The sequence below is a fragment of the Commensalibacter sp. A3DC genome (assembly GCF_047307945.1).
In the GTDB taxonomy this organism is placed as follows: Bacteria; Pseudomonadota; Alphaproteobacteria; order Acetobacterales; family Acetobacteraceae; genus Commensalibacter; species Commensalibacter melissae.
In genome coordinates, this window is the sequence record NZ_JAXOQA010000018.1 from 16415 (window position 1) to 30960 (window position 14546).

14 protein-coding genes are annotated in these 14546 nt (G+C 40.0%); 10 read left to right on the forward strand and 4 right to left on the reverse strand.

Annotated features, from left to right (window positions below):
- Positions 1 to 2: 2 nt before the first annotated feature.
- Positions 3 to 608: a cob(I)yrinic acid a,c-diamide adenosyltransferase gene (gene cobO, locus U0839_RS03535; protein ID WP_155565873.1), complete on the reverse strand. Its 606-nt coding sequence runs from the start codon at positions 606 to 608 to the stop codon at positions 3 to 5.
- A 19-nt stretch (positions 609 to 627) separates the two neighbouring features.
- Positions 628 to 1128, reverse strand: coding sequence for a bifunctional adenosylcobinamide kinase/adenosylcobinamide-phosphate guanylyltransferase (cobU, locus tag U0839_RS03540; RefSeq protein ID WP_155565874.1), 501 nt, complete (start codon positions 1126 to 1128; stop codon positions 628 to 630).
- Between the two features lie 98 nt (positions 1129 to 1226).
- On the opposite strand from cobU, the gene U0839_RS03545 reads away from it, so the two are divergent.
- Positions 1227 to 2162 (forward strand): 2-hydroxyacid dehydrogenase, encoded by a 936-nt coding sequence (locus tag U0839_RS03545; RefSeq protein WP_155565875.1) that lies wholly within the window; start codon positions 1227 to 1229, stop codon positions 2160 to 2162.
- 157 nt (positions 2163 to 2319) lie between these two features.
- Here U0839_RS03545 and U0839_RS03550 read toward each other — a convergent pair whose 3' ends face one another.
- Positions 2320 to 3033 (reverse strand): nucleoside/nucleotide kinase family protein, encoded by a 714-nt coding sequence (locus U0839_RS03550; protein ID WP_155565876.1) that lies wholly within the window; start codon positions 3031 to 3033, stop codon positions 2320 to 2322.
- Between the two features lie 152 nt (positions 3034 to 3185).
- Here U0839_RS03550 and cobW point away from each other — a divergent pair, with 152 nt between their 5' ends.
- Genes cobW through cobJ form a run of 6 tightly spaced genes read left to right on the forward strand, consistent with a single transcriptional unit; the run spans position 3186 to position 10896 of the window.
- On the forward strand, positions 3186 to 4226 hold the full coding sequence (gene cobW / locus U0839_RS03555; RefSeq protein ID WP_413550092.1) for a cobalamin biosynthesis protein CobW: 1041 nt from the start codon (positions 3186 to 3188) through the stop codon (positions 4224 to 4226).
- A gap of 2 nt (positions 4227 to 4228) precedes the next feature.
- Positions 4229 to 7579 (forward strand): cobaltochelatase subunit CobN, encoded by a 3351-nt coding sequence (gene cobN / locus U0839_RS03560; protein ID WP_155565878.1) that lies wholly within the window; start codon positions 4229 to 4231, stop codon positions 7577 to 7579.
- Positions 7572 to 8762, forward strand: coding sequence for a hypothetical protein (locus U0839_RS03565; RefSeq protein ID WP_155565879.1), 1191 nt, complete (start codon positions 7572 to 7574; stop codon positions 8760 to 8762). Before cobN ends, U0839_RS03565 begins: the two co-directional genes overlap by 8 nt.
- 11 nt (positions 8763 to 8773) lie before the next feature.
- Positions 8774 to 9409: a precorrin-8X methylmutase gene (locus U0839_RS03570; RefSeq protein ID WP_155565880.1), complete on the forward strand. Its 636-nt coding sequence runs from the start codon at positions 8774 to 8776 to the stop codon at positions 9407 to 9409.
- Position 9410: 1 nt separating this feature from the next.
- A complete protein-coding gene (gene cobI / locus U0839_RS03575; RefSeq protein ID WP_155565881.1) occupies positions 9411 to 10130 on the forward strand; it encodes a precorrin-2 C(20)-methyltransferase in 720 nt (239 codons plus the stop codon).
- A 1-nt stretch (position 10131) separates the two neighbouring features.
- Positions 10132 to 10896: a precorrin-3B C(17)-methyltransferase gene (cobJ, locus tag U0839_RS03580; protein ID WP_155565882.1), complete on the forward strand. Its 765-nt coding sequence runs from the start codon at positions 10132 to 10134 to the stop codon at positions 10894 to 10896.
- Between the two features lies 1 nt (position 10897).
- On the opposite strand, the gene U0839_RS03585 is transcribed toward cobJ, so the two are convergent.
- A complete protein-coding gene (locus U0839_RS03585; protein WP_155565883.1) occupies positions 10898 to 11662 on the reverse strand; it encodes a cobalt-precorrin-6A reductase in 765 nt (254 codons plus the stop codon).
- A 118-nt stretch (positions 11663 to 11780) separates the two neighbouring features.
- On the opposite strand from U0839_RS03585, the gene cbiE reads away from it, so the two are divergent.
- From cbiE to cobM, 3 genes are read left to right on the forward strand one after another with little or no spacing between them, the layout of a single operon-like run.
- The gene (cbiE, locus tag U0839_RS03590; protein WP_155565884.1) at positions 11781 to 12986 is read left to right on the forward strand and encodes a precorrin-6y C5,15-methyltransferase (decarboxylating) subunit CbiE; all 1206 of its coding nucleotides are present in this window, start codon (positions 11781 to 11783) and stop codon (positions 12984 to 12986) included.
- Complete coding sequence (locus U0839_RS03595; RefSeq protein WP_155565885.1) at positions 12931 to 13368, forward strand: cobalamin biosynthesis protein; 438 nt, start codon at positions 12931 to 12933, stop codon at positions 13366 to 13368. Before cbiE ends, U0839_RS03595 begins: the two co-directional genes overlap by 56 nt.
- Positions 13365 to 14120, forward strand: coding sequence for a precorrin-4 C(11)-methyltransferase (cobM, locus tag U0839_RS03600; protein WP_155565886.1), 756 nt, complete (start codon positions 13365 to 13367; stop codon positions 14118 to 14120). The genes U0839_RS03595 and cobM overlap by 4 nt, the downstream gene beginning before the upstream one ends.
- The last annotated feature ends 426 nt before the right edge of the window (positions 14121 to 14546 follow it).

Consider the following 14546-nt stretch of genomic DNA (forward strand, 5'->3'; position numbering starts at 1 on the left):
CATTAGTACTCTATCCCTTTTTGTGCCTTGATACCAGCATTGAATGGATGTTTGATTAATTTCATTTCTGTGACCATATCTGCTGCATCAATAAGCTTTTGGGAAGCATTGCGACCTGTTATAACAACATGCTGCATTTTGGGGCGCTGTTGTAAATCCCTTATAATCTGGTCAGGGTCAAGATAATTGTAACGTAGGGCTATATTCAATTCATCCAAGACAACCAGCGATATATTTTCACGGTTCAAATAGTCCAACGCCAACGACCAAGCCGCCTGACAGGATTCAATATCCTTTTGTTTATCTTGGGTGTTCCAGGTAAAACCTTTACCTAAAGTATGCCATTCAAGCAAATCAGGAAAAAATTCAACCATTCTTTGCTCACCCGTTTTCCACTCAGGTGCTTTGATAAATTGAATAACAACACTTTTAAATCCGTAACTCAAATGACGAAACAAAAGACCGAAAGCAGCCGTTGACTTGCCTTTTCCCGTTCCGGTATGCACCATCAACAGCCCTTTTTCTTCTGTCTTGGAGGCAACAATGGTTTTTTGCAATTGTTGCCTTTTTTGCATTTTTCGTTTGTGATGAAGCGCATCATCATTCATATCAATTTTCCTGTTTCAACTAAATTTTAATATTCAGGGGACATCCGGCAACAACCATCGTAAATTTATGAGCAATGGCTGCCATTTTCTGATGTAAAATTCCCGCTTCGTTAATAAATTTTCTCGCTAACGCATTATCTGGAACAATACCCTGTCCAACCTCATTACTGACAATTATAATATTTCCATGAAATGTCGTTAATGCGGAAAGAAATTTATCAGTCTCCTCTTTTATATTTCGGTTATCCATTAATAGATTGGTCAACCATAAGGTTAGGCAATCGACCAGAATTGAATGAACATTATTCGTATTTATAATATCTGCAAGATTGACGGATTCCTCTATGGTTTGCCATCCCTGTCCTCTTCTTTTCTGATGAACGGCAATTTTTTCCTGCATTTCATGATCCATGCAACGCGCCGTTGCAAGATAAATCCACGGTGACGGATAAAACATAACCTGATTTTCGGCAAATCTGCTTTTCCCCGATTTCGCCCCACCCAATACAAAATGAATCATGATTCCATTACTTTTTATAAATATACCTTTCTTCTAAAAAGATATACCATATTCGTAAACATATCACCTGCTTAAAACCCTTGTAAAAAGGAAAAACTATGAAACCTCAAATTCTCCAATTAGTACCTGTCTGCAAAAAATTCCAGGAACAAATCAATACTCACTTCACCAATCATATTAGCCTTAATAAATTGCCTGATTCTCCTGAAATTCTCAAAAAAATCGAAGCTGTAATTACAAATGGTGTTGTTGGTGCTCCATCAGATATGCTTGATCAACTTCCCAATCTAAAACTCGTGACAGTCCATGGGGTGGGATATGACAATGTTGACTTGCAGAAATTAAAAGAACGTCAAATCAAACTAAGTATTGCTACAAATGCACCAACTCAGGACGTAGCCGACATGGCAATCGCATTATTATTGGATGTATCCCGTCAAATAACCCTGCGTGACCAATATATACGCAAAAATGAATGGGAAAAAGGAAACTATCCTTATCAAGGAAGTTCCATTTCCAATAAGAAAATAGGAATCATGGGAATGGGTCATATTGGTCAGGCCATTGCCCAACGTTTACATGCATTTGATAATGAAATTGCCTACACAGCAAGACATCAGCGTCCTGGAGTAAAATGGAAATATATTCCCTCCTTGATCGAATTGGCCAAGATATCAGATATCCTAATAATTGCCGCCAGCGGCGGTCCCTCATCCAGACACGCTGTTAATCGCGAAATCCTTGAGGCACTTGGTGAAAGAGGGTTCGTCGTTAATATCGGACGCGGCAGTATCATTGATGAAAATGCATTGATAGACTGCCTGAAAAACAAAAAAATAGCTGGAGCCGGACTGGATGTTTTTGAACATGAACCTCATGTTCCAGAAACCTTACGTTTGTTAAAAAATGTTATCATGACCCCTCATTCAGCAGGCGCGACTTATGAAACCTCAAAACGTATCGGCGCAAAAATCCTAAATTCCCTGGAATGTTTTTTTAAAGGTGAAAACCTCCCTGATGAAGTGCATTTTTAAAAATCAATTTTTCAAAAATTGAAGAAATACAAAAACATGTAACTCAACTCTATTTAATGTTCACTCTTTCCTGACCCTGTTCTTTAATGGATCAGGAAAGATATCCCTCTTCCCATAATTGTTTTCAAGTTAGCATTTAAGTTTGGCTAGGCATTTTCTACAAATAAATATTTTTCTCAACACCTCCATACCTTTTCACCCAACTTCTCTTGGACACATCCATCCACTCAATCACCAATTCCACCTCTGTTCGATTATTTTCGATTAACCGGGCATTCGGTTCATCCGTTTGTTCAACCCAGGTCTTTGCCTCTTTAGGCGTACGACCGAAATAGCAATGCCGATTGATTAAACGCTGCTGCCGTTCCTGTTGAGGTGCCATAACAAACCATTTCTCGTCAAACAGTTCAGCCAGATTTTGCCAGTCCCCTTGTGTCAAACATAAATAATTACCCTCGGTAATGATCAACTCTGTTTCAGGAAAAACGGGAATGGAACCGGCAATTGCCTCTTCAATGGTTCGATCAAATTCCGGGGCATAAATGACTTCATCATGCTTTTGATTTCTCAGTCTCTGAAGTAAGGCAAGATAGCCTTTCACATCAAATGTATCCGGTGCCCCTTTACGTTCTTTACGACCCAATCTTTCCAATTCTTTATTTGCCAAATGAAAACCGTCCATCGGAACAAGAACCGAACAGTCTGGTAAGGCTTGCTGCAAAAGACGGGCAACCGTTGACTTTCCCGATCCTGGAGCACCTGCGATGGCCAAAATTTTACGCATTCCCTCTGCACAAAGCGCCTTTGCCCTTTCTATGTAAGAAACAGGCAAGATTAAGTCTTCCAATGGTGTCTCACTTTTATACTGCATTTCAACCTATTCTATTAAAACAAGGAATCTCATAATATTCAATAATATATCGTGACGTTGTATTTCAACAAACGTCTCTTGCCTTGGTTTTGTAAAAATCGTAAATTCAATCTCTCACAACAATTTATGTAATTTCCGATTAAAGGTTTTTTATGCAACCATCTCGCATCCCGGCAACCATTATTTCAGGCTTTCTTGGTTCAGGAAAAACAACCCTATTGCGTTCAATCATGAAAAAAAACGCCAATAAGCGAATAGCCATTATAGTTAACGAATTCGGCTCTCTGGGTATTGATGGTGAGATCCTAAAAAAATGTGCTGTTCCAGGATGTGAGGAGGAAAATATTGTTGAACTGGCAAATGGATGTATCTGCTGCACAGTTGCGGATGAATTTCTGCCAACAATGGAGTCATTATTAAACCGTCCGTCTCCACCTCAACACATCATTATAGAGACATCCGGGCTGGCATTACCAAAACCTTTAATCAAGGCGTTTAACTGGCCTGATATCAAAACCAAAATGACTGTTGATGGTGTGGTTACTGTTGTGGATTCCCCCGCTGTTATTGCTGGACGTTTCGCGGATGACCCAGAAAAAATCGCTCAACAACGTCAGGCTGATCCATCACTCGATCATGACAATCCCCTGCAGGAAGTTTTTGAAGATCAGCTTAATTCCGCAGATCTTGTCCTTCTCAATAAGGTGGATCTCATCACCTCAGAACAACTTGGGTATCTAACTGATGAAATTAAAAAACAAATTCCAAAAGCCGTGAAAATTCTGCCTCTTTCACACGGAAAAATCGAGCCAGAAGTGATCCTGGGTATTCACGCCGGGGCTGAAAATGATTTACAGACACGTCCCTCTCATCATGATGGTGTGGATGAAGATCATGAACATGATGACTTTACAAGTTTTGTTGTCAATATTCCTCCAGTCTCGAGTCCAAAAGCCTTGGAAAACAAACTCCTTCAACTCACAAACCTGCACGATATACTACGCATTAAGGGTTATATCCAGGTTATCGATAAACCGATGCGCCTTGAAATACACGGGGTCGGTGAACGCTTTAGTTATCATTTTGACCGTCCATGGTATCAAGATGAAAAACCTCAAGGACGATTAATCATCATTGGACAGAAAAGCATCAATCAAAAGGCCATTCAGGCAGCCTTGGAAACACAAATTTAATAATGCATATCCTGGTTCGAGAAATTACAAGTCTGGATGAACAGGCACCGGCTGAAGATTTGCAACATGAACCAGCCGATATTGTCTTTCTATCCTTTTCCGATAATGACCTGAATGTGATGGCGAGTTGCATAGCGCAGCAACCTGAAAATTCTCCATCAATACAGCTAGTTTCTCTTAACCGTCTTCGTCATCCAATGTCTGTCGACCTCTATCTGGATCAGACAATCAGTAAGTCCAAATTCATAATTTTAAGATTATTAGGAGGAATTGAGGCATGGCGCTATGGTACGGAAGAAATCCACAACTTATGTCAGTCCCGTCACATTCCCCTGGCCATTATTTCTGGCGAAAATTATGAAAATCCCCATTTTGATAATCTTTCCACTATTCCCGCCAACCTGTTAAATCAATTCAAGGAACTGTTCCTGGCTGGTGGAAAAGAAAATTACAGTCACATCCTAAATCTTGCCGCCCATCATCTTGACCATAAAATAGGGCAATCAATTACCCCACACATTTTACCGATGGTTGGGGAATATCCCTTACCTTATCCATTTCATGCCCATCAAAATCTAGCGGTAATATTGTTTTACCGCTCTCATTTGCTGGCCAACAATATCGAACCTATTCTTTCCCTCGCACAATCCTTATTCAGAAAAGGCATAAATATCAAGGCTGTTTATCTGACCTCTCTAAAAGACCCAGAAATTTCCCATTGGGTTGGGCAATATCTCTACCAAAATCACCCAACAATAATTTTAAACGCCACATATTTTTCTATACAGCAAGATTATAATCATTCCCTTTTTAGAACATTTAATGTGCCAGTCCTGCAAATTCTTCAGCCTAGTAACAGTAAACATTTATGGAAAAAAAGTTTTCGTGGCCTATCCCAAACCGATCTTGCCATCCAGGTTGTTTTACCTGAACTTGACGGTAAAATCTCGACAACTGCCATAGGATTTAAAAAAGAGAAAAATAACCAAACACGGTATGAACCTTATCAAAAAGGAATAGATCTCGTTACAAACCGTGTTAACGGATGGGTTAATTTAAGAAAAAAAAACAATCATGACAAGAAAATTGCTATTATTCTTTCAAATTACCCAGGTGTCAGCGGACAAGAAGGACATGCCGTCGGTTTGGACAGCTTTGCCAGTCTTGAACATATTTTACAATGGTTGAAAAAGAATGGATATCAAACAGGATCCGTAATTCCCGACTGTAAAAATTTAATCCAGATTTTATGTCAGTCAGGTACCAGGGCCACTTTATCCCTGACTGATTATAAACAATATTTTTCCACACTTTCGACGACATTCAGAGAAAGGGTTTTGGCATACTGGCCAGAATTTGAAACAGATGAAACGCTGCAAAAAGAAAATTTTACCATACGATATATTCAATTAGGCCATATCATCTGCGCGATCCAGCCTGAAAGAGCTGATTCAAAAAATCATAAAAACACTTATCATGATCCAGATATTCCACCATGCCATGGTTATATCGCTTTCTATTTATGGTTACGCCATCAAGAATCCATTGATGCCATCATTCATCTGGGAACGCATGGTACACTGGAATGGCTACCAAGCAAGGCAACCGCAATTTCCGATCATTGTTCCCCTGCTGTATTGCTGGGTGGCTTACCCGTCATCTATCCCTTTATTGTTAACAATCCAGGTGAGGCAGCCTGCGCAAAAAGACGTCTCGGTGCTGTTACCATCGGACATTTAACGCCTCCTGTCAATAAGACAATCCTTAGCGGCGATGCCGCAGAACTAGAACGGTTAATCGATGATTATGCTGAAGCTGATGGTTTGGACCATCGACGCAGCAAACTTCTTCTCGGGACTATTCTGGATAAAGCAGAATCCTGCGGTTTATTGGCTGAAACAGGCATCAACCGCAAGGAAAGCGGCGATGAGGTCGCCCTGAACCATCTGGATGCCTATTTATGTGATGTCAAGGATTTGCAAATACGGGAAGGGTTACATATTTTTGGTAAACCTCCAATTCAATTCCAGCATCTTCTAGAAACAATAAAACATTATGCCCCCGATAAAATATCAGAGATTGAATCAAATCTTTACCAATGTGCCGAGCAGGAAAAACAATCTCTCCTAAACGCTTTGAATGGAGAATTTATTCAGCCTGGCCCTGCTGGGGCACCCACAAGAGGAAAACTGGATGTTCTCCCAACCGGACGTAATCTGTATACGGTTGATCCACGTGGTATTCCCACTCGTACTGCCTATCTTCTGGCAGAAAAGATGGCAGGACAGCTTTTGCTGAAATTTATACAGGAAAATGGTGATCACCTGCGACATATTGTTATTGATTTATGGGGAAGCACCAATCTTAGAACAGGCGGTGAGGACCTGGCTCTGGCCTATATTCTCATGGGGGTCAAACCCATCTGGGATACAAGTTCAAATCGTGTTACTTCAATTGAAATCATCCCATTGGCAAAATTGAACCGACCGCGCGTCGACGTAACACTCCGCATTTCAGGATTTTTCCGTGATGCGTTTGAAGATCAGATCACATTGTTTGATCAAACGGTTAAAACCCTTGCCCAACGTGCCGAAGATAAAGATTGGAATTACTTGGCATATCTCTTTCAAAATACCCCCCCCGGAAGCCATCATTCCCGGCTTAATCGCATTTATGGTACAGCCCAACGCACATATGGAACGGGCATAGAATATGCCTTGAATACTGGAAATTGGCGTGAACAAGCGGAACTGGGCGAAAAATGGCTGGAAAATTCAGCATATAGTTATGGAAACGGGCAAGATGGCATTTACGATAGACAAGGGCTTTCAGAACGTTTAAAAACAACACAGGCTTTTTTTCACAGTCAAGACCATGCCGAAATTGACCTTCTGGATAGCGCTGACTACGCTGCCCATGAAGGTGGTTTTGCGGCAGCTGCAAAACTCTTTGACAATACACCCAACTTATATCACGGTGACACTTCAAAAGCAGAAAATCCAAAAATCCGTTTATTGGTTGAGGAAGTCAACCGTATAGTGCGTGGACGTGTTGCCAATCCCATGTGGATAAAGGCAATGATGAATCATTCCTATCGTGGAGCCGCGGAAATAGCCCGTTCTGTCGATGCACTTTTCAGTTTTTCAGCAACGCTTTCCCATTGTTTTGATCAACAGTTTGAACTCGTCTTTGCAGCAACGCTTGGAAATGATACTGTTAACCGATTTTTACAAAATTCCAATCCAGCGGCAAAAAAATCCATTCAAAATCGCTTCAATGAATCCCTTAAACGTGGCTTGTGGCATCCAAAATCAAACAGCGTTTTCATGAAACTGGAAGAAAGCGATGAATAATATACGTCGGGGATGGTGTCCATCGCTTTATCATCCTATGGTGACAGGAGATGGATGGTTATGTCGAGTTAAGCCTTCTTTTGCAAAATTAACCAGTCGACAGGCCCGTTTTATTGCAAGATCAGCATCTGATTTGGGAAATGGCTTTATTAATTTATCACAAAAGGCCAATCTGCAACTACGGGGGTTTACCCGGGAACATATCCAACAATTCATGCCTTTAGCCAAAAATGAGAATCTATGCAGTCCCGATGCATTGGAAGAAGGTAAACGCAATATTCTTATTTCACCCTTGGCCGGTATCGACCCTTCTTGCCACCAAGATACCATACGCTATGCCCAGTGTATACAACATGAAATCATTGAAAATGAGACTGTAAAATTTCTGACTGGCAAATTCAGTTTCGTTATTGACGGGGGCGGGTTATTCCCCTTAACCCGTCATCATGCCGATATTAATCTACGTATCCATCATGACCAATGGATTTTGCAATTAGGTCATGCAAAACAGGTAATACCCTGTAACTTGGATAATTGTGCCAAACTGCTTAAACAGATTTTGCAATTTTGCCATAAACACAATTATTTCCGCCTGCTTCATCAAGACTATGCTGATCAATTTATAAAGGAAAATTCATGTTCCAAACAATTCTATACCTATCCAACTTCAATTGAAAAACTTTCAATTGGTCAATTTTCACATGGTTATCATCTCGGCATTCCCTTTGGATTGCTCCATAGTCAAGATTTAAGTCTACTGGCAGACATCTCTGATCAATATGGAAATTCCACCCTGCAGCTCACCCCCGATCGGACAATTATACTGCCCTATTGTTCAAACGCAGCTCATACCCATTTGAAATCATTTATTACCGATAAACAGGATCCTCGTTTAAATATCATCTTATGTCCGGGTAAACCCTATTGTCTTCAGGGAATGCAACCCGTGATGAAAGATGTTAAAAAACTTATACGCTTCTGGCATTCCAAACTACAGACACTGCATATATCTGGCTGTGCAAAAGGATGCGCATCTCCCCTGAAAAATCCTTTAACCCTATGTGCAACCCCCAAGGGATATAATTTTATATTACACGGCAGGGCAAATGATGAAAGCCTTTACAAAAATCTAGACTTGGAAGAAATCAGCGCTAAACTCATTACATATTCTGAAATGAAATAGGAAAAACATTCATGCCTCTTTATGACTATATCCATGATGGCAAGATTATTTATCAAAATTCCTTCGCAACCATTCGCAAAGAAGCTGACCTATCTAATTTTACAGAAGATGAAGCCAGAATTGCCGTCAGGGTTATCCATGCATGTGGACGGATCGAAATAACAAAAAATATCGTATTCAGTCCCGATTTTATTGAAAAAAGTGAACAGGCCCTGTTCATGGGTTCCATGATTTTTTGTGATTCAGAAATGGTTGCTCATGGAATTACTCGACATAGACTGCCCGCCAATAATAAAATTATTTGCACCCTGAACCATCCCGATACAGTCAAGATTGCCCAAGATATAAAAAACACACGTTCAGCTGCTGCCATCCATTTATGGGGGGACACCCTGAAACAGGCGGTTGTGGTCATTGGTAATGCACCAACAGCCTTGTTTCATTTGATCAATTTATTAGACCAGAAGAAAATCCCCCAGCCTGCAGCAATTATCGGTGTCCCTGTAGGTTTTGTGGGTGCGGCTGAATCAAAACTGGCATTGCAAGAATGGGGAAAAATTCCATATATGATCATAACGGGCAGACAGGGTGGAAGCGCCATGGGTGTTGCCGCATTGAACGCTTTGGCCCAAAAACAGGAAATATAAAATGAAAGGCACATTATTTATATTGGGTATGGGACCGGGCGATCCTGAATTGGTGACAAAAAAAGCCGGACGCATTCTAAATTCTCTTTCTTTTATCGCTTATTTCTGTAAAAAAGGTGAAATGGGTCATGCACGTCAAATTGCCACACCATTCCTTATCCATGATTTAACAGAATTACGTTTTGAATACCCCTTGACTACAGAAATCCCTCATTATGCTCCTGAATATAAAGAAACGTTAGAAACATTTTATGATCACTGTGCCTCTAAGATTCAAAAAAAACTCGATGAAGGACAAGATATAGGATTGTTATGTGAAGGCGATCCATTATTGTATGGATCTGCAATTTATATATTGGAAAGATTACAAGAACAATATACCATAGAGACCATTCCAGGCGTTATGGCAATGAATGGTTGCTGGAGCCGATTACATTTACCGATTGTTCGCAATGATCAAACCTTAACCATTTTGTCCGCGACTTTACCCCTCGACAAACTTTTGGTAAAATTGAACCAGTGTGAATCCATCGTCATCATGAAAATTGGCCGCAATCTTGCAAAGGTTAAAACCGCTTTAAAGCAGACCCATTTGCTTGAACAAGCAACCTATATTGAACGTGGCACCCAAAACCAGGAACGTATCTTGCCATTATCACAAATGCAGGATGAAAAAGCTCCCTATTTTTCACTGATCCTTATCGCCGGTAAGGAGAATTGAGATGACGGGACATCTATACATCATAGGCCTTGGTCCTGGAGATCCTGATTTACTGACGATTGAAGCATCAAAAATTTTGCCAACCTTAACAGACCTGATTGGCTATGGTCCTTACCTTGATCGCATCCCTGATAGACCATCTTTACGAAAACATAAATCAGATAATCGCGAAGAACTCGATCGTGCCGAACATGCGTTAACACTTGCCGGAAAAGGCTATAAGGTTGGGGTTGTCTCTTCAGGAGATGCCGGCGTTTTTGCCATGGCCAGTGCTATTTTTGAAACCATTGATCATGGAAAACCAATATGGAAAGAGATTGAAATAACTGTCTTACCAGGAATTTCCGCCATGTTTGCGGCTGCTGCAAGACTAGGGGCGCCTTTAGGTCATGATTTTTGCGCCATTTCCCTTTCCGATAACCTGAAACCTTGGAAACTTATCCTGCACCGTTTAAGGCTTGCGGCTCAGGCTGATTTTGTCATAGCCCTTTATAATGCCGTTTCCAAAGCGAGACCATGGCAACTTGATAAAGCTTTTGAATTATTGAAGGAAATTTTACCTCCCTATATTCCAGTGGCTTTTTGTCAGGCAATTTCCCGAAAAAACGAACATATTCACCTAACCACCCTGGGCGATGCCAAAGGTTCCATGGGAAATATGCAAACCCTGGTCTTGATTGGCAGCCGTTATAGTCAATTAATTCCCCAGTCACGGGAAAATATACGTCCCTGGTTCTACACATCTCGTTCGATTATAACCGAATAAATTATCCCTGAAGATGACTCATCAACCATTGATAAGCCTTATCCATAGTTGAAACAGAAGGAAGTTGGGGCATAACAGGTCTTTGAATCATGATCACAGGAATTGACAATTTTCTTGCCGCATCAATTTTCGCACAAACAGTCTGACCACCGGAGTTTTTCGTAACAATACATTCAATATGGTATTGTTTTAAAAAATCATATTCGCTTTGCACATCAAAAGGCCCTCTGGCAGCAATGACCTCGGCATGACTTGGCAAAACCGTATCATCAGGCTTATCAACACTTCTTATCCAATAATGATGCTGGATAATATTCTCTTTAAATAATAATATATCTTTACGACCGATAGTTAAAAATACCCTTAACGTTCTATGACCCAAAACCTTTACAGCTTCAGGAATTGAATTTACCTCATGCCAATGATCACCATCCCGCTTCTTCCATGCCGGACGTTGCAAATTCAAAAAGGGAATTCTGCAAATCTTCGCTGCCTTCCAGGCATTATTAGTCATCTGTAGGGCAAAAGGATGTGTTGCATCAATTAGGAAATCTATTTGATTATTCTTTAACCACATTATCAATCCGGTGACACCACCAAACCCACCCACACGTGATATCACATTTTCGGGTAATACAGGATTTTTTGTCACACCCGCTAGAGAAAAAATAACTTCTATGGAATCATTATTTTGCAGACAGTGTATTAATTGGGAAGCCTCACTGGTGCCACCTAAAAGCAAAACCTTTTTTCTTTTTTGTCCCACTAAAGATACCTATAAAAATTTGTCATTACATAAATAGATTACATGATTTTTTCAATTACCCCAGCTATAATTCATTTCCGTTACCTGATAGAATTAATAAGTGATTTTTGTAAATAATATGACTTACCCTTTTCTTAGCATTATTGGTATTGGCGAAGATGGTATCAACTCCCTTTCCGATCAGGCTCGTAAATGTCTAAAAAACGCATCCTACGTTTTCGGTGGTAAGCGTCATTTGAGACTTGCAAACACCCTTATTCAAGGTCAAACAGAAATATGGTCGTCGCCCATTCAAGAATCCATAAACAAAATCAATAACCTTAAACCTGAATCAGTTGCAATTCTTGCATCAGGTGACCCGTTCTGGTATGGGATTGGTCCTTTAGCCGTTCAAACCTTGGCTATCAATGATTGGCAAAGTTTTCCAACCCTTTCATCCTATAGCCTTGCCTGCAACCGGTTAGGTTGGTCAGGACAAACCATTGAGACAATCTCCTTATGTGGTCGCTCGTTGGAAACCTTGCGCCCAGCCTTAATACCGGGTCGTAAAACACTTATTTTATCCGAAAATGAATCAACACCTCATAACGTCAAGGCATATCTGGAAAAATGGCAAATCCCATATAAATTATTTTATATTCTTGAAGCACTTGGTGGACCGCGGGAACGGATACGTTCTTTTTTATTAAAAGAATCCCTGCCCGGAACAATTGACCCTTTAAACATGATTGCCCTTGAATTAGACCGGTTTGAAGGGCTTCCCTATTGCCATGGACGAAAAGATTCCTATTTTCGACATGATGGTCAATTAACAAAGCAATATATCCGCACGGCAACTTTATCAGCATTGCAACCTTTTCCTGGCGCTTTGTTATGGGATATTGGCACGGGATCCGGTTCCATTGCCATCGAATGGATGTTAACCCATCCCGGCTGTAAGGCCATTGCCATTGAATCACGTCATGATCGGGCTGTAAGAGCAAGGGAAAACGCATATAGTCTGGGTGTCCCCTCCCTGAAAATCATTGAAGGCAAGGCCCCCGAAGTTTTAGATAAACTGCCACGTCCTGATGCCGTTTTTATCGGAGGTGGATTAACAGCACCTGATCTTTTAAAAACTGTATGGAGAAACCTTCATCCTTATGGACGGCTGGTTATTAATTCCGTAACGACCGAAAGCGATCAAATTCTTTTTCAAACTCAACAACAATTGGGCGGAACAATCAGCCGCCTTCAAATCCAGCATTATGAATCTTTAGGGAATTACCATGGTTTCAGACCCGACCGTACCATTACCCAATATTGCGTCACGCGCCTCCCCTGACACTTTATTAATTGGTCTGGGCAGTCAAAAAAAAACAAATGCCAAACATATATATTGTACACTGCAAGAAATTAAACGAAACTATCGGGCTTCTATTTATTTAATTGCTGCGCCTGCTTTTAAACAAAAAGATAGCACTTATCTAATCCTGCAACATCATTATAAACTACCCATTCAATTCATTGCATTGGACACGCTCAAAAATCTTCAGTCCCAATGTCAATCTTATTCAAACAGAATTTATGAACTAACCGGTTTTGGTGCTGTTTCAGAAGCCTGTCTTTTAGCCATTATGCACAAAAAAGATCATTTACTGATACGAAAGATGATCTATAAAGGAATTACCTTATCTTTAGCCTATAAAGGATCCTCAACACCATGACCGTCCATTTTATCGGGGCAGGCCCAGGGGCTGCTGACCTTATAACATTACGTGGGAAAAAGCTTTTGGAACAATGTCCAGTATGTCTTTACGCCGGATCTATTATTCCTAAAGATATTCTGAAATTTTGCTCTTTTGATACACAATTAATTGATTCGGCCCCATTAAATTTGGATCAGATTGAAGCTGAATTTGTAAAGGCAAATCAAGCGGGAAAAGATGTCGCCCGTTTACATTCAGGGGATCTCTCTGTTTATAGTGCTGTTGCTGAACAAATCCGCCGACTTGAAAAACACGCCATTCCCTATACACTTACACCCGGTGTACCCGCTTTTGCAGCCGCTGCTGCAATCATAAAAAAAGAATTGACTATTCCAACAATAGCACAATCCATTGTTTTAACACGCATTTCTGGACGTGCATCAGTAATGCCAGAAAAAGAAAAATTAGAAACCTATGCACAAACTGGCACTACACTGATTATTCATCTCGCCATTCATCGTATTGAAGAAATTGTTCAGCGTTTGGTTCCTTTTTATGGAGAAAATTGTCCAATCGTCATCGCTGCGCATGTAAGCTGGCCAAATGAAAAAATTATACAAGGAACATTGGCCACTATTTTAAAAAAAATAAACGCCAATCCAATCCAACGTACTGCGTTAATTATGGTTGGTCCTGCTATGGGTAGTAAAAACCATATGGAAAGTGCCCTATATAATGTTAACTATCAACGTCGTTTTAAAAATCAATAATATTTATTCTATTCAATAAATATTAAAACATTTTTCGATCAATATTCAGACCTTTGAGAGTTATCGAGTATAATTATAAAAAAACAATGCATACAGAATGAAATCATATTTTAAAACGTATCTGTGACCATTGCCAACATTAATTCCAGTTGTTGTGAACAGTAAATGCATTTAAAAAATTTTAAAATACAAACCTATTTTCATACAAAAGTAATTTGTGACAAGAAATTGCAAGATTTAACCCAGCAATCTGGATTCATATTACCCCTAAAACCATATTCAGGAACTAAAAAAATTCATAATAATAAAATATTTAATGTTATCTCAAACTAACAACATATTCTGTTGGATCACATTCCCATACAATACTTTACGAAAAATTGAGTTAAACACCTTCGATCCTAAAACACTTAATCAAAATGCATA